The sequence below is a fragment of the Pseudomonas sp. GW821-FHT09C09 genome, from assembly GCF_059418105.1.
Map to the genome: position 1 here is coordinate 466,499 of NZ_JBWKPF010000002.1, position 21,451 is coordinate 487,949.

The window sequence follows — 21,451 nt, forward strand, 5'->3', positions numbered from 1 at the left end:
ACAACGACTCCTGGGGGGTGAGGAGGGGGCCAGCGCCAACCTCGTGTGGTTTGTGACGCTGCAAAATCAGGCGAACAGGCGTGCCAGTGTGATCAGCTTGCGCACGCTCAGATCCGGACTGCGGCGAAGATGGCGGAACAAGGAAAGAACATTCGCCGGTGTCAGTTTCGGTTTGGTAAAACTTCTGGGCATGGATTCGCCCCACTGGGACATCGCCGCTGCGCTGACACTGTGTAGACCTGTGGGCTGGTCGGCAGTGAACCGGTCACCATCACAATAGTGCTCGTGCTTGTCGCCGAACGGGTCCTGCCAGTAATCGAAGATCTGGCTTCCAAGAATGTGCCGGCCAATACCCCAGGCATGGCGCCAACCCTGGTCCCGAAGAACCTTCTGGCCCATGCCGACGGCGTCCAGATCGACCACCTCATAAGCGCTATGGCTGTAGGCCGGCATGAATCCCTGGGCCAGGGCCAGCGTGTGATGGTCGGCTGGCGTGTCGTCCAGATTCAGACGCAGGAAGGCCACCGCCGGCGAACCGTCAGGCAGCAACTGCACGTCGCTGGGAATGAATCCGAAGTGTTGTGTGTACCAGGCGCAGGTGCGCTGGAAGTCCGCCACTTCCAGCACGAGATGGCCAAGGCGAATGATCTCCGGGGGAACCATTGGCGGACGCTGGGTTGCATTGATGCGTACCACGCTATCCCCGAGGTTGAGCGGCAAGGCCGGGCGATGGGGCCGGGCGCCAACCACTGACTGACCATGAAGGGCCTCGACGAGAAAACCGGACGGGTCGCGCAAGATGACTTGTTCGCCACCGCCGGGGTGATCGCACGGCATGATGGGTGAGGCTTGTGGTAGCAAGCTCAGACGCTCCAGGTCGGTACGGGAACCGACACTCAGACCGAAACCAATAAAACGTGGCTTCTTGCCGCGATGTACGCGATAGCAATAGGGCGTCGGTCCGGTGCCACGTAAAAGCAGCAGATCCGCATTGCGCAGAACCGTCAGCAGCCCGAAGTCCTTAAGAAAGCGCTCGGTCCGTTCCAGATCCGGCCGTTCGAAAATCAGATGAGTCAGTGCGCGAGCGCGTACGGTGGGAGCGTCGTGGCGTGCTGGCTGTGCGGGATTGAGCTTCACTATGGGAGCCTCTGGACGCGAGAGTGTGGCGCAGCGCAAGTTGAACACGATCGTTCAATTTGAGTCAAATATGTCACCTTGGTGGGAGCCGGAAAACATAAATTTTCCGGACCAGGCCGAGATCGATTTTGTGAAGGTCTCTTCTGATCTCAAGAAATCAGACCCGCGAACATTGACTGTCTGCTTTTGCCCGAAAGCTCCCGTCTCATACTCACCACAATTGGACAGAGTAATCCACATTGACTCTCAACTCGCCGACGTTACGCGCAAAGTCACTGTTGTAGTCGGCCTGACGAATCCTGAATGCCACATCCTTGAACGTGCCGCTTTGAATCACGTAAGAGAGCTCTATTCCACGTTCGCGTTCTTTGCTGCCGATGGCATCGCCTGGCAGTTCAATGTGATCGCCCTTGATGTAGCGCCACATACCGCGCAGCCCGGGAATGCCTAAAGCCGCAAAGTCGTAGTCGTACCGAATTTGCATCACACGCTCGTTGGGATTAACGAACTCGGAGACCAATGCGCCTTCGGTGTTGACGTTGACACTCGTACCTGAAACGTAGGGCAGGGCCGTATCGCCCGTGAGTTGCATGTAACCCACGCCCAGGGAATGAGCACCCGCCAGCCAGGTAAACATACTGCTCAACGTTTGGTTATCGACGGCTCCCGCTTTTTCATTGCCGTTTTCACGACTGTTGAAATAACGTAAATCGGTCTTTAAACGGCTGTGCCCAAGGTCCAGGAAATGCACCAGGTCGATATAGTCCTGCTCATACAGATCGTTAAGCGTGGCGTGGTAATAGCGGGTAGTAAGGGTTTTCGACCAGTTGTAGTCAGCCCCGACAATATTCAAATCGTTTGAGGTCGCCCCGGCCTTGAATCGGCGGTTGGGATTGGCGATTGCCATGGGTTCAAAATCAGTGGAGTCGCGATATTTGATGCGATCCAGATGCGCAACATGCAACGTTAACCCATCCATTTCTTTGGACGTCAGGTAGCCCCCCCGCAGTAAAGGCGGGAACAACCGCATGGTGTTAGCCAGCAACACAGGCATCAAGGGTTGCAGTGTGCCCAGTTGCACCTCTGTCTTTGAGTAGCGCGCCTTGGCAGCCAGGCCGAATTTGGAATAATCATCTGCAACTTCGTGAGTCGAGGCGTTATACGCCAGTATGCCGGTGCCGGTTCTACCAGGGCCTGAATCAAGCTTCACGCCGAGCATTCCGACGGCATTCAAACCCAAACCGATCGTGCCTTCGGTATAGCCCGAGGCATAGTTGAATATGAAACCCTGTGCCCACTCTTGTGCCTGGGACTGGCCACTGCCATCGCGATAATCCCTATCGTAATAGAAGTTGCGTAACGTCAGTTTTGCAGAGCTATCGCTGATGAAGTCATTTGCCTGCAAGGATGAACTGATGGCGACGAGGGTCGTCAGTACAAAATTTTTGTTCATTTTGGCCTTCATTTTGTTGTTATTGATAGGCGTGTACTGAATGAAAGGCGAACGAATCCGCCTCGCCGACAAACGAGGTCGGCGAGGTGGATTTATTGCGTGTTCAGTTTTTTAGATGTGGAAATAACGTCAGGCCGGATTGACGATTGATGGCACTTAACTGACCTTTGGAGAAACCCTGGTAAGTGTCTAGGTTATGTGTGAACCATTTAACTTTGTCGTTGATTGCATAGGGTATGTCACTGCCAAAGAGCACATGACCGGGGCGCGCGAACGCCATCAGACTCGGCAGCACGGTTGCACTGGCGGACAGTGCAGTATCGAAATAGAAGTTCTGCATCTGACTGATCAGTTCTTGAGGGGTAAACCCCAGGCCAAGATTGCCCAGGCTTTGCGCAAATCGATCAGCCCCGTAGGGAATGAAACCGCCAGCGTGGGACAGAATGATTTTGACGTCAGGGTATTTGGCAGGTACTCGATTCGCCAGCAGGCTCAATGCCGCGCGGGTCGTATCAAAAGGATAATCCGCCGTGGGGCCAGGAATGCCAGGGATAAGTTCCAGCCTGGGTTGAGTCGGGTGGATGAGCACGACAGCCTTGTAGGCTTCCAAAGCCTGCCAGACCGGATCGAAGTGGGCGTCGCCCAGGTAGAGACCGTCGTAGTTTGAAAGCAGAATCACGCCTTCGGCTTTCAACACCGTCATGGCGTGTTCCAGCTCCTTCAAGGCACCTTCGATGTCTTGCATCGGCAGGGTCACAAAGCTGCCAAAGCGCCCTTTATGATCACTGGCAAGTTGCGCGGCGTATTCATTGACGCGACGCGCCATATACAGGGCCGCCTGCCCCTTCCAGCCCGCGACACCCGGCGCAGTGAGCGAGAGCATGGCCATGTCGATGCCCAGGCTGTCCATGAACTCGATGTCCGAGACGGGGTTCCAGGCTGGCATTTTCCAGCCTGACGGATCGCCGCCATTTTTAGCCAGGTCGGCCGCCCAGAAATCCGGAACGAAGTGATGGTGTACGTCAATGCGCCGGGCATTCGTGTTGATCATTCCATCCGAAAAAGGTGAAGCGGTAGAAGCGACGGCAGGCATTACGGACATGACAGCACCTGCGGAAATGGCTACGCCTGTAGCGTTCAGGAAGTCTCTGCGTTTCATGGCGGTTTCCTTGTCAGCGACGAATTTGAACAGGGCGGTGTTCAATTCAGGGTTATGGAGCAGCCCCGTACTGTTCTAGCACGGGGTTCGAGAAAGGGGTTTCAGTCGATTTGAGCGCCGTTGCGCCGTACCGACAGGTAGAACATCGCCAGGGCGGCGATGACGATGCCGGGTGCCGAAGCCATCATCACCCCGGTGGTGCCGGTGCCGAGTGCGAGCATTTTGCCGGCGACCAAGGGGCCGCTCATGGCACCCAGGCGGCCGATGGCGACGGCGCTGCCGACGCCTGTGGCGCGAATCGTCGGACGATAGAAGTGCGGTGCCAGGGCATACAGCACGCATTGACCGCCGGTGGCAAAGAAACCGGCGACGAAACCGGCTGCCAGCATGCTTTCCCACCGACTGGCCAGACCCAGAGCCATCAATGAACCGAGAATGCCGACGTAGATCAGCGCGGACAGGGCCCAGGCCGGCAACCGGTCCATCACCCAACCCAGCAACAAGGTGCCGAAGGCCGCGCCAAACTGCAGTGCCAGCATGACCCAACTGGCCTGGCGGCCGCTGAAGCCCTGGCCGACCAACAGGCTGGGCAGCCAGTTGATCAGGATGTACACCACCATCAGGGTGAAGAAGTAACTGACCCAGATCATTAGCGTCGGCAGCGCCGCTCCTTCTCGGAATAGACCCCGGACCACTCCGGTCGGAGCAGATTCACGGGCGTTGCGAAACTGCGCCGACTCCGGCAGATACAGCCCCAACAGCGGCACGATCAACAGCGGCACCACGCCACCGACGTAGAACACTACCTGCCAGCCGCCGGCGAGGTCAGCGATGCCGATGCTGGCTGCCAGTGCCGCACCCAGCGGCACGCCGCAGTACATCAGGCTGACGGCAGTGCCACGCAGACGCGGGCCGGCCACTTCACTGGTCAGGGCGATCAGGTTGGGCAGGGCGGCACCGAGCCCCACGCCGGTGAGGCAACGGGCAATCATCAAACTGTTGAAGTCCCAGGCCATGGCCGTGATCAGGGAGAACAGCCCGAACAGTGCCACCGAGGCCATCAGTACCCGTTTGCGGCCGATGCGATCGGCCAGCAGGCCACCGAGGAATGCACCGGGCAACAGACCGAAAATCCCGGCGCTGAAGACCCAGCCCATGTGCAGTTTGTCCAGCTGGAAGGCTGCCGCCATGCCTTGGGCGGCGATCCCCGAGGCTTGCAGGTCGAGGCCTTCCATGAGGGCGACGAGGAAGCAAAGACTGATGGTCCGTGCCATGTACAGCGTGGTGGTTGTCACGTTCAGCGATGTCATGGGAAGTACCCGTTTTATTGTTGTAATGGGCAAAGCAGAACCGACCGACCGCTGCGTGGACGGTCGGCCGGGGTGGTACAGGGGTCAGCGTTTGAGCAGGTCCAGCGCGACGTCGACGATCATGTCTTCCTGGCCGCCGACCATGCGCCGCTTGCCCAGCTCGACAAGAATGTCGAGGGTCTTGAGGCCGTATTTGGCGGCGGCAATTTCGGCGTGGCGCAGGAAACTGGAGTAGACCCCGGCGTAACCGAGGGCCAAGGTTTCGCGATCGACCCGCACCGGGCGGTCCTGCAACGGACGCACGATGTCGTCGGCGGCGTCCATCAGGGTGTAGAGGTCGGTGCCGTGGTTCCAGCCCAGGCGCTCGGCGGCGGCGATGAACACTTCCAGCGGCGCATTGCCGGCGCCGGCACCCATACCGGCGAGACTGGCGTCAATGCGATCGCAGCCTTCCTCGACGGCGGTGATCGAGTTGGCCACGCCGAGCGACAGATTGTGGTGGGCATGCATCCCCGTCTCTGTTTCCGGCTTGAGCACCGCCTTGAACGCGCGGAAACGATCGCGCACGTCCTGCATGTTCATCGCACCACCGGAGTCGGCCATGTACACGCAGGTCGCGCCGTAGCTTTCCATCAGCCTGGCCTGCGCGGCGAGCTGCTCGGCCGGGATCATGTGGCTCATCATCAAAAAACCGACGGTGTCCATGCCCAGCTCGCGGGCGTACTCGATGTGCTGTTTCGAGACATCCGCTTCGGTGCAATGGGTGGCGATGCGCACCACCCGGGCTCCGGCGTTGTAGGCGGCCTTGAGGTCATGCACGGTGCCGATCCCCGGCAGCAGCAGGGTGGTGATTTTGGCGTGCTCAATGACATCGGCCGCTGCTTCGATCCATTCCAGATCGGTATGGGCAGCAAAGCCATAGTTGAAACTCGAACCCTGCAGGCCGTCGCCGTGGGCGATTTCGATCGAATCGACCCTGGCCTTGTCCAGTGCGCGCGCGATGTCCTGAACATTTTGCAGCGAGTACTGATGTCGGATGGCATGGCTGCCGTCGCGTAGGGTCACGTCGGAGATGTAGAGTTTTTTGCCGTTCATGAAATTCTCCTCAAGCCTTTTGCATCGACTGCGCCATGCGCTCGGCGGTGGCCAAGGCAGCGGAGGTCATGATGTCGAGGTTGCCGGCGTAGGCGGGCAGGTAATGGGCGGCGCCTTCGACTTCGAGGAACACCGAAGTCTTGAGCCCGGAAAATTGTCCGAGGCCCGGAATGTTCAGTGGCGCGTGTTCTGGAATCACGTCGAACTGCACTTTTTGCTTGAGGCGATAGCCCGGCACATAGGCTTGCACTGCCGCCGCCATCTCCTCGACGGAAGCCTCTATTTGCGCCTGATCGGCGGCTTCGGACAGCACAAACACGGTGTCGCGCATCATCAGCGGCGGCTCGGCCGGGTTCATCACGATGATTGCCTTGCCCTTGGCTGCACCGCCGATCACTTCAATGGCCCTGGAAGTGGTTTCTGTGAACTCGTCGATGTTGGCACGGGTGCCGGGGCCGGCGGATTTACTGGCGATCGAGGCGACGATCTCGGCGTAATGCACCCTGGCCACCCGCGACACCGCCGCGACCATAGGGATGGTCGCCTGGCCACCACAGGTCACCATGTTGACGTTTGGCTGAGCCAGATTCTGTTCCAGGTTGACCACCGGCACGCAATACGGACCGATGGCTGCCGGGGTCAAATCTATCAGGCGGATGCCGGGTTTGACCGAGCGCAGGAACGCATCGTTCTTCACGTGGGCGCCAGCCGAGGTAGCGTCGAAAACAAAATCGATGTTCTGGAACTCGTCCATGCGCACCAGGCCTTCGACACCTTCGTGTGTCACTGCCACGCCCATACGCTGGGCGCGGGCGAGGCCGTCGGAGGCAGGGTCGATGCCGACCATCACCGCCATTTCCAGATGCGTGGCGTTACGCAGGATCTTGATCATCAAATCGGTGCCGATGTTGCCCGAGCCAATGATCGCGACTTTGAGTTTGTTCATGGTTGTTGCCCCTTATGCAAAGTCGACCGCGACACGACCGATACCGTCGATCTCGGCTTCAAAACGGTCACCGGCAGCGACCGCGACCATCGGCCCGAGTGCGCCGGTCAGAATGATGTCGCCGGCGCGCAGCGGATCGCCCAGGCGGGCCATGGTGCAAGCCAGCCAGACCGCAGCATTGAGTGGATGGCCCAGGCATTCGGCGCCGATGCCGCTGGATACTTCCTCGCCTTTGCGGGTCATGCGCATGGTGGCTGCCTGCAGGTCGAGGCCGCCGATCTGGCGGGTGCTTTCGCCGAGGACGAAACAGCCACTGGAGGCGTTGTCGGCCACGGTGTCGACGAAGCGGATGTTCCAGTTCTGGATCCGGCTGCCGACGATTTCCAGCGCCGCAGCGACCCAACCGGTGGCGGCCAGTACATCGGCGAAAGTGGTCTCGGTGCTCGGCAGGTCACGCTCGAGGATCAGGGCGATTTCCGCCTCGATCTTCGGCTGCATCACGCGACCGATCGGTACACGATCGTTGTGGTCATAGCGCATGTCGGCGAGCAGGGTGCCGAAGTCAGGCTGATCCACACCCAGTTGCTGCTGGACCTTGGGATTGGTCAGGCCGATCTTCCGGCCGATTACGGGGTTGCCATTGCCCACCGCGTGAGCAATGTTCAGGCGCTGAATGGCGTAGGCGGCGTCTGCATTGTCTTCGCCGATCAGTTCGCGCAAAGGCGCGATGGCTTCGCCGTGGGCCTGGGCCTGGCGCAGGTCGCTTGCCAGTTGCTCCAGTGTGGCTTGATTCAGGGTCATGGTGGCCTCGGTCATCAATGGGTCAGGAAATCCAGCACCAGGCGGTTGTAGGTGTCGGCGTGTTCCCACTGGGCCCAATGGCCGCAACGGTTGAACACGTGCAGTTGCGCGTCGGGCAGGCCGGCCAGCAGGCGCAGGCCGGTGTCCATCGGCACGAAGCGGTCCTCGCGGCCCCAGACAATCAGGGTGCGGGCCTTGATCTCGTGCAGGCGATGGCTGAAGTCCGGGAACTGCTTGGGGTTCAGGGTGCTGCTCTTGACGAAGTTTTCCAGGTGATCGCGGCGCGCCAGGATGTTGTCCAGGCGGGTCTGGAACATCGCGTCGGTGATGCTGCTGGCGTCGAAGACGAAGACGTTCATCATCTTCTTCAGGTTGTCGATGGTCGGCTCGCGGTACAGTGCGCCGATCAGCTTGATGCCCTCGGTGGGTTGCGGGACGAAGGCGCTCGGGCCGCCGGTGCCGCCGCCCATCAGGATCAGTTTGCCGATGCGTTGCGGGTAGGCGAGGGCGAACGCCACGGTGCTGTGGCCACCCATGGAGTTGCCGATGATGTGCACGCGGTCCAGGTCCAGCACGTCGATCAGGCCTTTCAGGGCGCGGGCATTGAGGTCCGAGCGCGAGCCATCGCAGACCACCGGATCGCTTTTGCTCCAGCCAGGACAGTCCATCAGGATCACCCGGTAGCCGGCGTTGACCAAGGGCTCGATGTTGCAGTGAAAGTTGGCCCAGCCGCTGGCACCGGGACCAGAACCGTGGAGCATGACCACGGTTTCGGCGCCCGGATTTTCGGGGATTGGACCGACATCGTTGTAATGCAGTTGCAGGTCCAGGTCGCCTTCCTTGATGCGGGCAAAGCGGCTGGTGGAAGCTTCGGTGAATCCAGTGGCAGTCATGGCAGTTCCTCGAAATTCAGTGATGGTTGTGCTGTGGTCGTGCGCCGAGGCTGGCGAAGCCGGCGATCCATTCAGGGATCGGTCGGTAGTAGCGGTCTTCGGTCTGGTACGGGCCGAAGGAGGAGAGGGCGGCGAACGCCGCGACCCAGGTTTTCACTTCGTGGGTGGACTTGCCGGCCAGTGCCGACAGTTCGTCATTGCCCAGCCCATCGAAGTCGCTCAGGCGACCCTGTTCGAGACTGTCGAGAAAGCCCTGGTCCCAGGTCGGGTTGAGCGGATGCAGGCAGTGCTGGTCCTGAACGAAATCCCTCGCGGCCTGGATGACCCGGTTCTGGCGGGCCAGGCGCTCATCGGCAGGCAGATCGCGGCCGCTGCCCATCAGTCGGTCCGCCATACGCGCATCGACTTTGGCCAGCTCCGGCACCGGAGGCTGGTGCGACAAGCCGCCGGAGGCCAGAAACAGCACACGTTTGTTCAACGTTTTAGCCCATCGACCGATGGCCTCGCCTAGCAAGCGGGCACGCTTGAAGCCGGGCAGAGGGACCGCCACTGAATTGATGAACACCGGGATTACCGGACAGCCTTGCAAACCGCCAAGCAACAATTCCAGTGGCTGAGCGAAGGCATGGTCGACCTGCATGCAATACGAGACGGCGGTGTCGACCCCGGCATTGAGCACCGCCTGGGCGCACGATTCAGCCAGCGCCTTGGGCACGTCGAGTTCACCGGCAGCCGTGCCGAAATCGCCGATTGCATGGGCAGCCATACCGATGCAGAACGCCGGCATCACGTCGTAGAAAAAGCCGTTGTAGTGGTCCGGGCCGAACAGCACGATCAGCTCCGGGGCGAAGCGGGCAATACGCTCACGGGCCGCGGCGGTCATGCCGTCAATTTCGGCCAGCACCTGCGGTTCGGGGTCGACGAACCCCACCAGCGGCGTGTGGGACATGCAATGCAGATAAGCGCTCATCTCAGGCCACCTTGCTGGCGACGAAAGTCGCGGCCGGTTGCGGCAGAGCCTTGAGCGCAAGGATCAACTGATCGCAGGCCTGACCCACGGTTTGCGGAATGGCCAAACCGGCAACAAAACGGTCCGGGCGTACCAGGGCGATGGACGAGGCACCGTGGGCGAACCACTCGCGGATCCGGCCGGTGCTGTCACCGACGCGAATCACGCCTTTGCCGGCATCGCTGGCGGCCTTGAGCTGGACGTCCGGCAGCACCTGAATGAAGCGCGTACCCAGCGCCTGCCACTGTTCGATTTGCGCAGCCGAAAGGCCCCAGGTCGGATCGCAGCCCCAGGCAATGATTGCGAAATGCTTGCCGATCACTTCATCGAGCAGCAGCCGCTCGCCGGCTTCGGTGAGCACCTGCGGCTGGATGAACATTTTGCCCACCGGCGAGGCGCTGTCTTGTGCGGCGATCAGTGCGCCCTTGGTGTATTGCGGCATCGGCTTGAAGCGCATTTCCAGGAAGAAGCGTTTGACCGGCGGCAGATAGTTCAGCAACCAGGACACACCATCGCGCAAGGTACCTTGCCAGCGCTTGGGCGGCGCCAGTACGTGACCGGCAAGCACTGACAAATCGATCATTGCCTTGGCGTGGTCGCGACGTTCCTGTTCGTAGCTGTCGAGCAGGCTATCGGCGGCCAGGCCTTGGATCACCATCGCCAGTTTCCACGCCAGATTGGACGCGTCGCGCATGCCGCTGTTGTAACCCTGGCCTTGCCAGACCGGCATGATGTGCGCGGCATCGCCGGCCAGCAGCACCCGCCCCTGACGGAAACGACCGGCCAGACGGGCGTTGTGGGTGTAGACGCGGCTACGGATCAGCTCGATGTGGTCCGGGTTGGGCAAGACTTTGCCGAGCAGCTTGCGCAAGTTTTCCGGTTTGCTCAGCTCGGCTTCCGTCTCTCCGGGCATGACCATGAACTCGAAACGCCGAACGCCATGGGGCAGGGCAGCGGAAACGTAAGGGCGCACCGGGTCGCAGCACAGGTAGACATGAGGGGTGCCCAGCGGATCGTTGGCGATATCGACCACGATCCACTGGTTCGGCGCGGTCTTGCCTTCGAAGCTGATGTCCAGGCTGCGCCGCACCAGGCTGTTGCCGCCGTCGCAACCGATCAGGTAGCGGGCATTCAGGCGCTCGCCGCGACCGTTTTGATCTTTGAGGTTGAGCACAACGGCGCTGTCGCTTTGTTCGAAGCTCTCCAGTTCGCGACTGAAAAGTACTTTGACGTTATCGAAGCGTTGCAGGCCGTCGAACAGCACGCGGTCGGCCAAGGGCTGGATGAAGGCGTTGCGTCGTGGCCAGCCGAATTCATCGGTCTTGGGCTGGATATCGGCGAAGCAGCGACCCTTGGGAGTAAGGAAGCGCATTGCGTGCCAAGGGGTGGTGTGGGGCAGCACGGCGTCGGCCAGGCCCACCGCCTGGAAGGTACGCAAGCTTTCATCGTCCAGGCCAATGGCGCGGGGGTAGTCGATCAGGCTGTCGAGTTTTTCCACCAGAGTGACTTTCACGCCACACTGGCCAAGGTAATTGGCGATCATCAAGCCGACGGGACCGGCGCCGACGATGGCGACGTCGGTGCTCAGCTCCAATGGGGTAGGCGTGGGTGCAGAACTCATGGATATCTCCCTACAGCGCTTTTGGATTTCTTGTTGGGCGCAGTATGGAAATGGTCGGGCTGGTCGACAACGACAACCCTTGTTAGTGTGCACCAGGTGCACAACGTTGATTTACAAGCAGAACGGAGCGATTCGATGAGCGAGACCGAATACAAGGCCGTACGTGGATTGATGCGCGGCCTGGCCCTGATCAACGGCCTGAATCGCTTCGACGGCGGCGCCAGCACGGCACAACTGGCCGAGCAGAGTGGGCTGCACCGCACCACCGTCAGGCGCCTGTTGGAGACCTTGCAGGCCGAGGGTTACGTGCGGCGTAGCGAGTCCGACGACAGCTATCGGCTGACCCTGAAAGTGCGGGAATTGAGTGAGGGTTTTCGCGATGAGCAGTGGATTTCGTCCATCGCGGCACCGCTGCTGGGCGAGCTACTGCAGGAGGTAGTCTGGCCCACCGATCTGTGCACCCTGGACGGCGACGCCATGGTGATTCGCGAGACTACCCATCGCTTCAGTCGCCTTTCGTTCCACCGTTCCATGGTCGGGCGGCGCCTGCCGTTGTTGATGACCGCCACCGGGCGTGCCTACTTCGCTTTTTGCCCGCCGGCCGAACGTGAAGAACTGATTGAGTTGATGATCAGCCGCGAAGACGAGCAATCCGCGCTGGCAGCGGACCGGCGTTTTATTGAAAGGTTGGTGGAACATACGGTAAGCAAGGGATACGGAGAAAATAATTCCCACTGGGGCCAGGAGCGCAAGATCGCCGCCATCGCCATTCCGATCACGCATGAGTCGCGGCTAATGGGTTGTCTGAACCTGGTGTACATCGCCAAGGCAATGTCGGTGGATGAAGCGGCTCGGCGTTACCTGCCAGCGATGCACAGTGTGGTGCGAAAGATCCAGGTTGAGTTGAGTGGCGAATCGGAGTGACAGGCCATAAAGCAGGTTTCGTAAAGTTCCGCTCTGACACATAATTTAACATAATATACATTACACGTAACAAAGTATTACGAGATCAGCCCGGTTGCGCACACGATTTCAATCTCCAACATCTCTCTCCAAAGCACCATGCCGCATGATGCCAGGTGATCACACGATCCATTTCAAATGTACGGCTCTCAATCCTCATCACGCGTCAGCTTTTCAATCAGCGCTCGATGCTGTGGATACTGCGCTGTGAGTTTCTGCCGATTCCCCATTTCCATGTCCGCAAAATCAAACCCTGGCGAAACCGCTTCGCTGATCAAGCCAAATCCGTTCTCGCCATCGAGCAGTCTGGAGGCTTTCCAGATTCCGCCCGGTACGTGCAGCTGTAGATGTTGTCCTGCCAGAATGTCGCTGCCCATCACGAATGTCTGCAACGAACCGTCAGCGTGAATAAGGCTGTACTCGATGGCATCGCCCAGATGGAAATAATGCAGGATGTCCGACTGGTTGAAATGAAACTGGCCGACCGGTGAATCTTCGGTCAACAGGTAGTAAATCGACGTCATCAGATAACGCGGTCCGCCCGTTGTTTCGAGCATGTCCCGGTGGTCGGCCTGATAGGTTCTGCGAAAGAATCCGCCTTCGACGTGAGGTTCAAGGTCCAGTGATGCGATCAGGTTTGACGCAGTAATCGAGTGTGGATTCATGACCTGCTCCAACGATTTTCAATACAGCCTGTAATAACTCGACTAAACGGTCATTTAGTGTAGTTAACCTATAATGGCTTCACATTCGAAGACGTTCGCTGCACTTTTACTTTTGGCTTTACCACGCCGCAATATGCGAATCCGCCCTCGGCTCAGTCCCGCCACACAGCACGCCACTGACCGGATCACAAAGAATGATCTGCCCCCGGCCGTAATCCGTCAGATCACAGTCAATCTGCACCTCATGCCCCCGGCGCATCAAGGCATTGGCCAGATCCCTCGAAGCTCCCTGCTCGATCCCAACCTTCATTCCCCCCAGCCATTGCCAACGCGGAGCGTCCAGCGCTGATTGCGGGTTCAGGCCAAAATCCACCAGGTTCATGACCATCTGCACATGCCCCTGAGGTTGCATGTACCCGCCCATCACACCAAACGGCCCTAGCGCCTGGCCATCCTGGGTCAGGAAGCCCGGAATAATCGTATGAAACGTCTTCTTGCCCGGCGCCAGGCAGTTGGCGTGTTCCGGATCAAGACTGAACTCCTGCCCCCGGTTCTGCAGTGCAATGCCGCTGTCAGGCAGCACCACACCCGAACCAAAGCCGTGGTAATTGCTCTGGATGAACGACACCATGTTGCCTTGGCCATCGGCCGTTGCCAGATACACCGTGCCACTGGCATGAGGATCTCCTGGCTTGGGTGGCTGTGCCTTATCGCCGATCTGCCCACGGCGCCGTGCGCTGTAGTCATCATTCAACAGATCGGCCACCGCCACGCGCATGTGCAGTGGATCGGTGATGTAGTGCAAACCATCACTGTAGGCGAGTTTCATGGCCTCCAGCTGACGATGCCACGTCTGCTGGCTGTCACGATGATCAAAGTCGAACCCCTCGAGAATCTTCAATGCCATCAATGCAACCAGACCCTGGCCGCTTGGCGGAATTTCCCAGACATCCACACCACGATAGTTGACGTGGATCGGCTCCACCCACTGCGCACGGTAATGTTCCAGATCCGTGGCTCGCAGATACCCGCCAGTCGCCCGTGAATGGGCATCCAGCCGTTGGGCCAACGCGCCACGATACAAACTTTCACAGCGGCTCTGTGCCAACTCTTCAAGCGTCCGCGCTTGCGCTGGATTACGAAACAGCTCCCCTGCCCTCGGCGCCCTGCCCTCAATCAGGAACGTATCGAACCAGGCGTCCAGCACTGCGTCGCGATGGGGACCGAACTCATCCAAAGCAACCTGCCACTGATGGGCAACCACGGGCGACAGCGGAAAACCATCCCACGCCAGGCTGATCGCGGGCTGCAGCAAGTCAGCGAACGGTAATACCCCAAAGCGTTGAGAAAGCTCGGCCCACGCCGACGGGCAACCAGGCACCGTCACCGGCGTCCAACCATAAAGCGGCATCTGTTCATGGCCGGCAGCCTTGACCGCTTCGATGCTCAAAGCTGCAGGCGCATGGCCGTTGGCATTGAGTCCATGCAACTGATCCTTGAACCAGACCAGAGCAAAAGCATCACCACCAAGACCGCAACCCGTAGGCTCGACCACGGTCAGCGCTGCCGCCGTGGCGATGGCGGCGTCGATCGCATTGCCACCCTTTTGCATCATCTCGATACCGGCCTGAGCGGCCAGCGGCTGGGACGCCGCCACCATGCCTCGACGGGCAAACACGCTTTGGCGTTGCGACGGATACGGATACTCGTGAGCAGAAAATTTCAGCATGGCAAAGACTCTTCAAAACAAGGATTCATTGGCCGGACTTGATCCGGTTCCATTCGCGGGTCATCAGGCGCTGGATGTTTTCCGGCAGATCGGCGGAGACAAAGGTGTGACTGATCACTTCGTCGCCCGGGTAGATCCCCGGGTTGCCGCTGACCTTGGGATCCATCAAAGGCGTGGCGTCCTTGTTCGGGTTCGCATACCCGACGTAGTCACTGACCGACGCAATCACCTCGGGTCGCAGCAGATAGTTGATCACCGCATGGGCGTTGGCCACGTTGCCGGCGTCCTTGGGGATCGCCAGCATGTCGAACCACAGGTTCACGCCTTCCTTGGGAATGACGTAGCGGATATCGATGTTTTTCCCGGCCTCGCGGGCCCGGGTCTGGGCCTGCATCACGTCGCCGGAGTAACCGATCGCCACACAGATATCGCCATTGGCCAGGTCCGCGGTGTACTTCGATGAGTTGAAGTAAGTCACCGACGGTCGCAAGGACATCAGCAGTTTCGACGCCTGCTTGTAGTCGTCCGGCTTGACGCTGTTGGGGTCCAGCCCGAGATAAAGCATGGCTTGAGGAATGATTTTCACCGGCGCATCGAGAAAGGCCACGCCGCAGCTTTTGAGCCTGGAAAGGTTTTGCGGATCGAACACCATGGCCCAGGAATCCAGCGGCACGTCCTTGCCCAGCACCGCGCGGACTTTCTCCTCGTTGTAGCCAATGCCCACGGTGCCCCACATATAAGGCACGGCGTAGCGGTTACCCGGATCGGCCGCTTCCAGACGCTGCATCAGACGCGGGTCGAGGTGCTTCCAGTTATCCAGCAACTCACGCTGCAGCGGCTGATAGGCGCCGGCCCGGATCTGCTTCGACAGAAACTGGCTGGAAGGCACCACCACGTCATACCCCGAGTGCCCGGAAAGCAGCTTGGCCTCGAGCATTTCATTGGTGTCAAAGATGTCGTACTGCACCTTGATGGCGCTGTCTTTCTCGAAGTTCTTCAGGGTGTCGGGGCCAATGTAATCGGACCAGTTGTAGACTTTCACCACCGGGTCGGCAGCCTGGATCATGGGCACCACGGCAGCGCAGCACAGGGCCGCAAACACGCTCGATAAACGCATCGTCAATATCCTTGTGAGTCTCACAGCACGCGGCTGAGAAAGGCTTGGGTACGGGGATGGGTGGGGTGACTGAAAATCTGTTCCGGTGGGCCCTGTTCGATCAGTTCACCTTGGTCGAGCACCACCACACGGTCCGCGACCTCACGGGCAAAACCCATTTCATGGGTGACCACCACCATCGTCATGCCCTCCTCCGCCAGTTCCTTCATCACCTGCAGGACCTCACCGACGGTTTCCGGGTCCAGGGCGCTGGTGGGTTCGTCGAACAGCATCGCCTGGGGCTTCATGGCCAGGGCCCGGGCAATCGCCACCCGCTGCTGTTGGCCACCGGAAAGCATGGACGGGTAATGGTTGGCCTTCTCGGCCAATCCGACACGCTTGAGCAGTGCCCGCGCCTGTTCCTCCGCTGCCTTGCGCGGCACACCCAACACCTGAATCGGGGCTTCGATGATGTTTTCCAGTGCGGTCATGTGCGGGAACAGATTGAAGCGCTGGAACACCATGCCGATGTCCCGCCGCTGACGGGCGATGTTGCGTTCCGAATCCCGCACCAGGCTGCCATCGGCCTTCGTGCGGTAGCCCATGGACTGCCCGTTGACCCGGATCTGCCCGGACTGAATCTCTTCCAGTAAATTGATGCAGCGGATAAACGTGGTTTTGCCCGCCCCCGAGGCGCCGATCAGCACCACCACTTCACCGCGCCGGACTTGCAGGGAAATCCCTTTGAGAATTTCGAGGTTGCCGAACGACTTGTGAATGTTCAGCGCTTCGATGATCAGTTCGTCACTTTGATGCGCCATGGTTAACGTCCCCTCAGCAGTTTCAGCGTGCTGCGACCGAACATCCGGCTGGATGCCGGCGGCGGCGACGAAGGTCGATCCGACTGGCCGAAGCGCGTCTCCAGCCAGCGCTGGAAAAAGCCCCACAGCGTCGTGAGCAACAGGAAATAGATCGCCACCACGAGGTACAACTCGAACACCCGGAAAGTCGCCGAAGTGACCATTTGCGTGCTGAGCAGCAACTCCTGCACGCCGATCACACTGACCAGCGTGGTGTTTTTAAGCATCACGTTGAACTCGTTGCCCAGCGGCGGAACGATGACCCGAAACGCCTGCGGCAAAACGATCCGGCGCATCAGCTTGGCGAAGGTCATGCCCAGGGAACGCCCGGCCTCGTATTGCCCCTTGTCGACGGCACCAATACCGGCGCGAATGATCTCGGCCATGTACGCGCCTTCGTTCAGGCCCAGTGCGATGATTGCAGCCTGAATATTGCCGGGGACCACCAGCCCGAACAGCTCGATGTCTTCGAAGCGGAAAATCCCGCCCGCCGCCAGCGCCGTGTAAAGGAACACGATCTGCACCAGCAACGGCGTCCCGCGCATCAGCCACACATAAAAGCGCACCGGCAGATGCAGCAACGGGTTCTTCGATAACCGCAACAGCGCAGCGGCCAGCCCCAAAACACAACCCAATAACATGGCCAGCACACTGATCAGGCACGTCAGCCAGAGCCCGGTGAGGTAGACCCCGCTGGGCTGCAACAGGTACTGCCAGAACACATCCCAATTGAAGTTCATCAACGCTGACCTCAATCGAGAGTGTCGCTGGAGACGTGCCATTTACTCAGGAGCTGGTTGTAGCTGCCGTCGCTGCGCATGTCGGTGATCACCTGCTGCACGGCGGCACTCAGTTGCGGATCGTCCTTGCGAATGCCCAGTCCGGTGAGAATCCGGCTGAAGGCCGGAACGCCTTCCTCGAACAGGTCCGGGGCCATGGCGGCGTAATAACCGGCGGTTTCGACGGTTGTGCCGTAAGCATCGACCTGATTGATCCGCAGGGCCTGGAATGCATCGGTGTCGGTGTTGTAGACCACCAGTTTCATCGGCGGCTTGCCGGCCTTGGTCAGGCTTTCGTTCTCGGTATCGAGCAAGGTCTTGATGGTCGAACCGTTGAGCACCGCGATCTTGTGCCCGCTGAGATCAGCCAGGGTCTTGAGCCCTTTCGGATTGCCCTTGGGCACTACCACCGCCTGGCTGGAATACATGTAGTTGACGATGTCGATCACCTCGCGGCGCTCGGGCTTGTCGAACAGCTGGTCGACGATCATGTCGCACTGCTTGGCCAGCAACGCCGGCAGCAATCCGGAGAACGGAATCACCCGCCACTCGACCTTCTTGTCCCCCAGACGTTTGGCGACTTCCAGGCCCAGGTCGACGGTCAGGCCCTTGGGCTTTTGCGCTTCATCGAAGGAAACCAGAGGCGGCGAATCCATGCCCGAGCAATAGGTCAGTTTGTCGACCTTGAGCAAACGCTCCGGCACGGTGGGTGCGGCAACCGCCCACTGCGTACAGAGCCCCAGGGAAATTGCAGCCAACAACAGGCGAGACGTATGCATGACCAGACACTCCAGTTCGGTTAGTAACGGGGCAGTTCTCAAAGTCACAACATCGGCGGGCTTGGTGCCCGCTCTGTGGTTATCGTTCCGATTGCAGAAACTTGATCAGCTCAGGGACCGTGCCTTCGATGTGCTCGCGCACCACCGCTTCGGCCTTGACCGCATCACCGGCGCGTATGGCATCGAGGATCACCACGTGTTCCTCGCGTGCACTCAGCGGCTTTTCACCGTGTTGTAGCCAAAGGCGCATGGGAGCTTCGATCAGCGAGTAAAGCGCGCTGATCTGTTTCACCAGACGCGGTCGTCCGCTGAGGCTGCACAGGTATTCATGGAACTTGCGATGACGACTGACCCACTCCGCGCTCTCGTCGCGGTAGTCATCCATTTCATCGAGCAGGCGTTCCAGGGCCGTCAACTGACGCTCGCCGATCTTCGGCACGGCGACTCGAATCGCCAGCCCTTCCAGCGCGCTGCGCATCTCGAAGACTTCGTGCATTTCCTCGACATCCAGACCGCTGACAATCGCACCGCGATTGGGCCTGAGCGTCACCAGCCCCTGTGCATCGAGACGTCGAAAGGCTTCGCGCACGGGCATCCGGCTCATGCCGATTTCGCCGGCGATGTCCTCGGCGATCAGCCGGTCACCTTTGCGGTAGCGACCGCCGCAGATGCCTTCCAGAAGAAAGTTGTAGGCCTCTTCCTCGGCAGTCATCGGTTGGCGCTGTTCATAGGCGGGAGCGAATTGCATGGAGGCACCTTTTGTCTTTTTGTATCCAATTATCCACGGATACATAAAAGCAGAATGCGTGCCAGAACCTGCTGCACCGCGCCAAGCGTTTGATTCGGATGAATTAAGGAGACAATTCGCCGTGCACAACCATCAGAATTGCCGGCACGAAGATCGGGATTTGCTACCTATTGGCTCATTGCGAGACCGGAAAAGGTGCAGAACGGTAGCTAAGTAACATCCATGGAAACGGCAGCACACTCGCCTGCCATAACAGCAGGCGAATGCCAGGCGCCCGTATCTCAGCTGCCATACACCTTCGCAGCCGGCACCGCCCGATTCAGCAATTGCGCGACCGCCCCGCCGACTTCGTCCACGGCCCAGCGGCCCTGCCTGTCCAGTTCCGGCCCGCGACGCCAGCCATCGGCAATCGACAACTTGCCACCCTCCACTTCAAACATCTGCCCGTTCACCGATGCGGATTCCTGCGAACCGAGCCAGACCACCAACGGTGCGACGTTCTCCGGCGCGAAGTAGTCGAAGCCCTCTTCCGGTTTTTTCATGACGTCGGCAAACACCCCTTCGGTCATGCCGGTGCGCGCGGCCGGGGCCAGGGCGTTGACGGTAATCCCATAGCGCCCGAGTTCCGCCGCTTGCACAAGCGTCAGCGCAGCGATGCCGGCCTTGGCTGCGGCGTAGTTGGACTGGCCAATAGAACCCTGCAAACCGGCACCGGAGCTGGTGTTGATGATCCGCGCACTCACGGTCTGGCCGGCCTTTGCCTGCTCACGCCAGTACCGCGCAGCGTGGCTGGAAATGCAGAAATGCCCCTTGAGGTGCACCGCCATCACCGCGTCCCAGTCGGACTCGCTCAGGCTGGTGAACATGCGGTCACGGCAGATGCCGGCATTGTTGACCACCACGTCCAGCCCGCCAAAAGTTTCGATCGCCTGGCGCACAATCAACGCTGCATCGTCATAGCGGGTGATGTCGTTGCTGTTGGCCACCGCCCTGCCGCCCTGGGACTCGATGGCATCCACCACCGCCAATGCGGCCTCACGGTTGATGTCGTTGACCACCACTTTCGCGCCCTCGGCGGCAAACGCCAGCGCATACGCCCTCCCCAGCCCTCCCCCGGCACCGGTGATGATCACGACACGGTTTTTACAGATCTGCATGGTGCTGCTCCCGTCAAAACTTCATTCACAAGCGTTCGATGATGGTCACGTTGGCCTGCCCGCCGCCTTCGCACATGGTCTGCAAACCGAAGCGGCCACCGCTACGCTCCAGTTCATGCAACAGGCTGCACATCAAGCGCGTGCCGGTGGCACCCAACGGGTGGCCGAGGGCAATCGCGCCGCCGTTGACGTTGGTCTGTTCGTGGGGATAACCGGTCTCTTTCAGCCAGGCCATGGCGACGGAGGCAAAGGCTTCGTTGATCTCGACCCGGTCAATGTCTTCGAGCTTCATGCCGGCGCGCTTCAATGCATAAGCCGTAGCCGGAATCGGCGCCGTCAGCATCCAGATCGGGTCTTCGGCACGCACGCTGAGGTGATGGATTCGCGCACGCGGCGTCAGTCCGTAGCGTTTGAGCGCCGCTTCGGACACGATCAGCATCGCGCTCGCCGCATCGCAGGTCTGACTGGACACCGCCGCCGTCACCCGGTCGCAACCAAACAGGAAATCCAGTTCGGCCATTTTCGCCAGGCTGGTCTGACGCGGCGTTTCATCGTGAACCACGTCGGCCAGGGGCACGATTTCACGCAGGAACCGTCCCTCCTCGATGGCGCGCAATGCGCGTTGATGGGACTCCAGCGAATACGCTTCCAGTTGCTCGCGGGACAATCCCCACTTCTCGGCAATCATCTGCGCCGAACGAAACTGGGTCGGCGGTTGCGCGCCGTAGCGCCGTACCCAGCCTTCGGAGCCGCTGAACGGATCACTGAAACCCAAAGGCTCGGCCGCGATCATGGCAGACGAAATCGGGATCTGCGTCATGGTCTGCACGCCACCGGCAATGACCACGTCCTGGGTGCCGCTCATCACCGCTTGCGCGGCAAAGTGCACCGCTTGCTGGGACGAGCCGCACTGGCGATCAATCGTGGTGCCGGGGACCGATTGCGACAACCCGGCAGCCAGCCAACTGGTGCGCGCAATGTCCCCGGCCAGCGGGCCGATCGTATCGACGCAGCCAAAGATCACGTCGTCGTAATCCTCATCGGGAATGCCGTTGCGCTCGACCAGCGCTCGCAAGACGTGGGCGCCCAGATCGGCCGCGTGAATATGGCTCAAACCACCCTTGCGCCGCCCGGTAGGCGTACGCAGGGCGTCGACAATATAAGCTTCAGGCATCGTCTACCTCAGTGCGAAGGTTGAAGATAGGCCGAGAACCTGTGGGAGCGAGCAAGCTCGCTCCCACATGGCATCGG

The 21,451-nt window shown here is 60.0% G+C and carries 20 protein-coding genes; 1 reads left to right on the top strand and 19 read right to left on the bottom strand.

Features of this window, described 5'->3' with window-relative positions:
• Nucleotides 1-66 precede the first annotated feature (66 nt).
• From AC07NR_RS07115 to AC07NR_RS07160, 10 genes are all read right to left on the bottom strand, one after another.
• Complete coding sequence (locus AC07NR_RS07115; RefSeq protein ID WP_495078180.1) at nt 67-1,137, bottom strand: 2,4,5-trihydroxytoluene oxygenase; 1,071 nt, start codon at nt 1,135-1,137, stop codon at nt 67-69.
• A 211-nt stretch (nt 1,138-1,348) separates the two neighbouring features.
• On the bottom strand, nt 1,349-2,590 hold the full coding sequence (locus AC07NR_RS07120; RefSeq protein ID WP_495078181.1) for an OprD family porin: 1,242 nt from the start codon (nt 2,588-2,590) through the stop codon (nt 1,349-1,351).
• Between the two features lie 103 nt (nt 2,591-2,693).
• Nucleotides 2,694-3,749, bottom strand: a complete 1,056-nt coding sequence (locus AC07NR_RS07125; protein ID WP_495078182.1) for an amidohydrolase family protein — start codon at nt 3,747-3,749, stop codon at nt 2,694-2,696.
• A 101-nt stretch (nt 3,750-3,850) separates the two neighbouring features.
• Complete coding sequence (mhpT, locus tag AC07NR_RS07130; protein WP_248739715.1) at nt 3,851-5,059, bottom strand: 3-(3-hydroxy-phenyl)propionate transporter MhpT; 1,209 nt, start codon at nt 5,057-5,059, stop codon at nt 3,851-3,853.
• Between the two features lie 84 nt (nt 5,060-5,143).
• The gene (gene dmpG / locus AC07NR_RS07135; protein WP_495078183.1) at nt 5,144-6,154 is read right to left on the bottom strand and encodes a 4-hydroxy-2-oxovalerate aldolase; all 1,011 of its coding nucleotides are present in this window, start codon (nt 6,152-6,154) and stop codon (nt 5,144-5,146) included.
• Nucleotides 6,155-6,164: 10 nt separating this feature from the next.
• Nucleotides 6,165-7,100 carry an acetaldehyde dehydrogenase (acetylating) gene (locus AC07NR_RS07140; protein ID WP_495078184.1) on the bottom strand — a complete coding sequence of 312 codons (936 nt, stop codon included), beginning with the start codon at nt 7,098-7,100 and terminating at the stop codon, nt 6,165-6,167.
• Nucleotides 7,101-7,112: 12 nt separating this feature from the next.
• Complete coding sequence (mhpD, locus tag AC07NR_RS07145) at nt 7,113-7,901, bottom strand: 2-keto-4-pentenoate hydratase (protein WP_495078185.1); 789 nt, start codon at nt 7,899-7,901, stop codon at nt 7,113-7,115.
• A 14-nt stretch (nt 7,902-7,915) separates the two neighbouring features.
• Nucleotides 7,916-8,794 carry an alpha/beta fold hydrolase gene (locus AC07NR_RS07150; RefSeq protein ID WP_423203473.1) on the bottom strand — a complete coding sequence of 293 codons (879 nt, stop codon included), beginning with the start codon at nt 8,792-8,794 and terminating at the stop codon, nt 7,916-7,918.
• Between the two features lie 16 nt (nt 8,795-8,810).
• Nucleotides 8,811-9,764, bottom strand: a complete 954-nt coding sequence (gene mhpB, locus AC07NR_RS07155) for a 3-carboxyethylcatechol 2,3-dioxygenase (protein WP_495078186.1) — start codon at nt 9,762-9,764, stop codon at nt 8,811-8,813.
• A gap of 1 nt (nt 9,765) precedes the next feature.
• Nucleotides 9,766-11,424, bottom strand: a complete 1,659-nt coding sequence (locus tag AC07NR_RS07160; protein ID WP_495078187.1) for a bifunctional 3-(3-hydroxy-phenyl)propionate/3-hydroxycinnamic acid hydroxylase — start codon at nt 11,422-11,424, stop codon at nt 9,766-9,768.
• A 135-nt stretch (nt 11,425-11,559) separates the two neighbouring features.
• Between AC07NR_RS07160 and AC07NR_RS07165 the strand changes: the two genes are divergently transcribed.
• On the top strand, nt 11,560-12,348 hold the full coding sequence (locus AC07NR_RS07165; RefSeq protein ID WP_423203476.1) for a DNA-binding transcriptional regulator: 789 nt from the start codon (nt 11,560-11,562) through the stop codon (nt 12,346-12,348).
• A gap of 188 nt (nt 12,349-12,536) precedes the next feature.
• Here the strand turns inward: AC07NR_RS07165 and AC07NR_RS07170 are convergent, their stop codons facing one another.
• The 9 genes from AC07NR_RS07170 to AC07NR_RS07210 all read right to left on the bottom strand — a co-directional run bounded on the left by AC07NR_RS07170 (nt 12,537) and on the right by AC07NR_RS07210 (nt 21,374).
• The gene (locus AC07NR_RS07170) at nt 12,537-13,052 is read right to left on the bottom strand and encodes a cupin domain-containing protein (RefSeq protein WP_248739723.1); all 516 of its coding nucleotides are present in this window, start codon (nt 13,050-13,052) and stop codon (nt 12,537-12,539) included.
• A gap of 118 nt (nt 13,053-13,170) precedes the next feature.
• Nucleotides 13,171-14,781, bottom strand: coding sequence for a gamma-glutamyltransferase family protein (locus tag AC07NR_RS07175; protein WP_495078188.1), 1,611 nt, complete (start codon nt 14,779-14,781; stop codon nt 13,171-13,173).
• A 25-nt stretch (nt 14,782-14,806) separates the two neighbouring features.
• Nucleotides 14,807-15,898: a polyamine ABC transporter substrate-binding protein gene (locus tag AC07NR_RS07180; RefSeq protein WP_495078189.1), complete on the bottom strand. Its 1,092-nt coding sequence runs from the start codon at nt 15,896-15,898 to the stop codon at nt 14,807-14,809.
• 20 nt (nt 15,899-15,918) lie between these two features.
• Nucleotides 15,919-16,698, bottom strand: a complete 780-nt coding sequence (locus AC07NR_RS07185) for an amino acid ABC transporter ATP-binding protein (RefSeq protein ID WP_495078190.1) — start codon at nt 16,696-16,698, stop codon at nt 15,919-15,921.
• A 2-nt stretch (nt 16,699-16,700) separates the two neighbouring features.
• Nucleotides 16,701-17,477 (bottom strand): amino acid ABC transporter permease, encoded by a 777-nt coding sequence (locus AC07NR_RS07190; protein WP_085709894.1) that lies wholly within the window; start codon nt 17,475-17,477, stop codon nt 16,701-16,703.
• Nucleotides 17,478-17,488: 11 nt separating this feature from the next.
• Entirely contained in the window at nt 17,489-18,295 is an 807-nt protein-coding gene (locus AC07NR_RS07195; protein WP_495078191.1) for an ABC transporter substrate-binding protein, read from the bottom strand.
• Between the two features lie 79 nt (nt 18,296-18,374).
• A complete protein-coding gene (locus AC07NR_RS07200; RefSeq protein WP_495078192.1) occupies nt 18,375-19,043 on the bottom strand; it encodes a GntR family transcriptional regulator in 669 nt (222 codons plus the stop codon).
• A gap of 281 nt (nt 19,044-19,324) precedes the next feature.
• Nucleotides 19,325-20,200 carry an SDR family oxidoreductase gene (locus AC07NR_RS07205; RefSeq protein WP_495078193.1) on the bottom strand — a complete coding sequence of 292 codons (876 nt, stop codon included), beginning with the start codon at nt 20,198-20,200 and terminating at the stop codon, nt 19,325-19,327.
• Nucleotides 20,201-20,225: 25 nt separating this feature from the next.
• A complete protein-coding gene (locus tag AC07NR_RS07210) occupies nt 20,226-21,374 on the bottom strand; it encodes an acetyl-CoA C-acetyltransferase (protein WP_248739727.1) in 1,149 nt (382 codons plus the stop codon).
• Between the last annotated feature and the right edge of the window lie 77 nt (nt 21,375-21,451).

What these genes read in the sequence shown, in the direction of transcription:
- AC07NR_RS07140 (WP_495078184.1), bottom strand. Translation starts at nt 7,100, where the DNA reads ATGAACAAACTCAAAGTCGCGATCATTGGCTCGGGCAACATCGGCACC.
- AC07NR_RS07210 (WP_248739727.1), bottom strand. Translation starts at nt 21,374, where the DNA reads ATGCCTGAAGCTTATATTGTCGACGCCCTGCGTACGCCTACCGGGCGG.
- AC07NR_RS07180 (WP_495078189.1), bottom strand. Translation starts at nt 15,898, where the DNA reads ATGCGTTTATCGAGCGTGTTTGCGGCCCTGTGCTGCGCTGCCGTGGTG.
- AC07NR_RS07185 (WP_495078190.1), bottom strand. Translation starts at nt 16,698, where the DNA reads ATGGCGCATCAAAGTGACGAACTGATCATCGAAGCGCTGAACATTCAC.
- AC07NR_RS07205 (WP_495078193.1), bottom strand. Translation starts at nt 20,200, where the DNA reads ATGCAGATCTGTAAAAACCGTGTCGTGATCATCACCGGTGCCGGGGGA.
- AC07NR_RS07120 (WP_495078181.1), bottom strand. Translation starts at nt 2,590, where the DNA reads ATGAACAAAAATTTTGTACTGACGACCCTCGTCGCCATCAGTTCATCC.
- AC07NR_RS07165 (WP_423203476.1), top strand. Translation starts at nt 11,560, where the DNA reads ATGAGCGAGACCGAATACAAGGCCGTACGTGGATTGATGCGCGGCCTG.
- AC07NR_RS07175 (WP_495078188.1), bottom strand. Translation starts at nt 14,781, where the DNA reads ATGCTGAAATTTTCTGCTCACGAGTATCCGTATCCGTCGCAACGCCAA.
- mhpD (WP_495078185.1), bottom strand. Translation starts at nt 7,901, where the DNA reads ATGACCCTGAATCAAGCCACACTGGAGCAACTGGCAAGCGACCTGCGC.
- AC07NR_RS07190 (WP_085709894.1), bottom strand. Translation starts at nt 17,477, where the DNA reads ATGAACTTCAATTGGGATGTGTTCTGGCAGTACCTGTTGCAGCCCAGC.
- mhpB (WP_495078186.1), bottom strand. Translation starts at nt 9,764, where the DNA reads ATGAGCGCTTATCTGCATTGCATGTCCCACACGCCGCTGGTGGGGTTC.
- AC07NR_RS07200 (WP_495078192.1), bottom strand. Translation starts at nt 19,043, where the DNA reads ATGCAATTCGCTCCCGCCTATGAACAGCGCCAACCGATGACTGCCGAG.
- mhpT (WP_248739715.1), bottom strand. Translation starts at nt 5,059, where the DNA reads ATGACATCGCTGAACGTGACAACCACCACGCTGTACATGGCACGGACC.
- AC07NR_RS07195 (WP_495078191.1), bottom strand. Translation starts at nt 18,295, where the DNA reads ATGCATACGTCTCGCCTGTTGTTGGCTGCAATTTCCCTGGGGCTCTGT.
- AC07NR_RS07160 (WP_495078187.1), bottom strand. Translation starts at nt 11,424, where the DNA reads ATGAGTTCTGCACCCACGCCTACCCCATTGGAGCTGAGCACCGACGTC.
- dmpG (WP_495078183.1), bottom strand. Translation starts at nt 6,154, where the DNA reads ATGAACGGCAAAAAACTCTACATCTCCGACGTGACCCTACGCGACGGC.
- AC07NR_RS07150 (WP_423203473.1), bottom strand. Translation starts at nt 8,794, where the DNA reads ATGACTGCCACTGGATTCACCGAAGCTTCCACCAGCCGCTTTGCCCGC.
- AC07NR_RS07170 (WP_248739723.1), bottom strand. Translation starts at nt 13,052, where the DNA reads ATGAATCCACACTCGATTACTGCGTCAAACCTGATCGCATCACTGGAC.
- AC07NR_RS07125 (WP_495078182.1), bottom strand. Translation starts at nt 3,749, where the DNA reads ATGAAACGCAGAGACTTCCTGAACGCTACAGGCGTAGCCATTTCCGCA.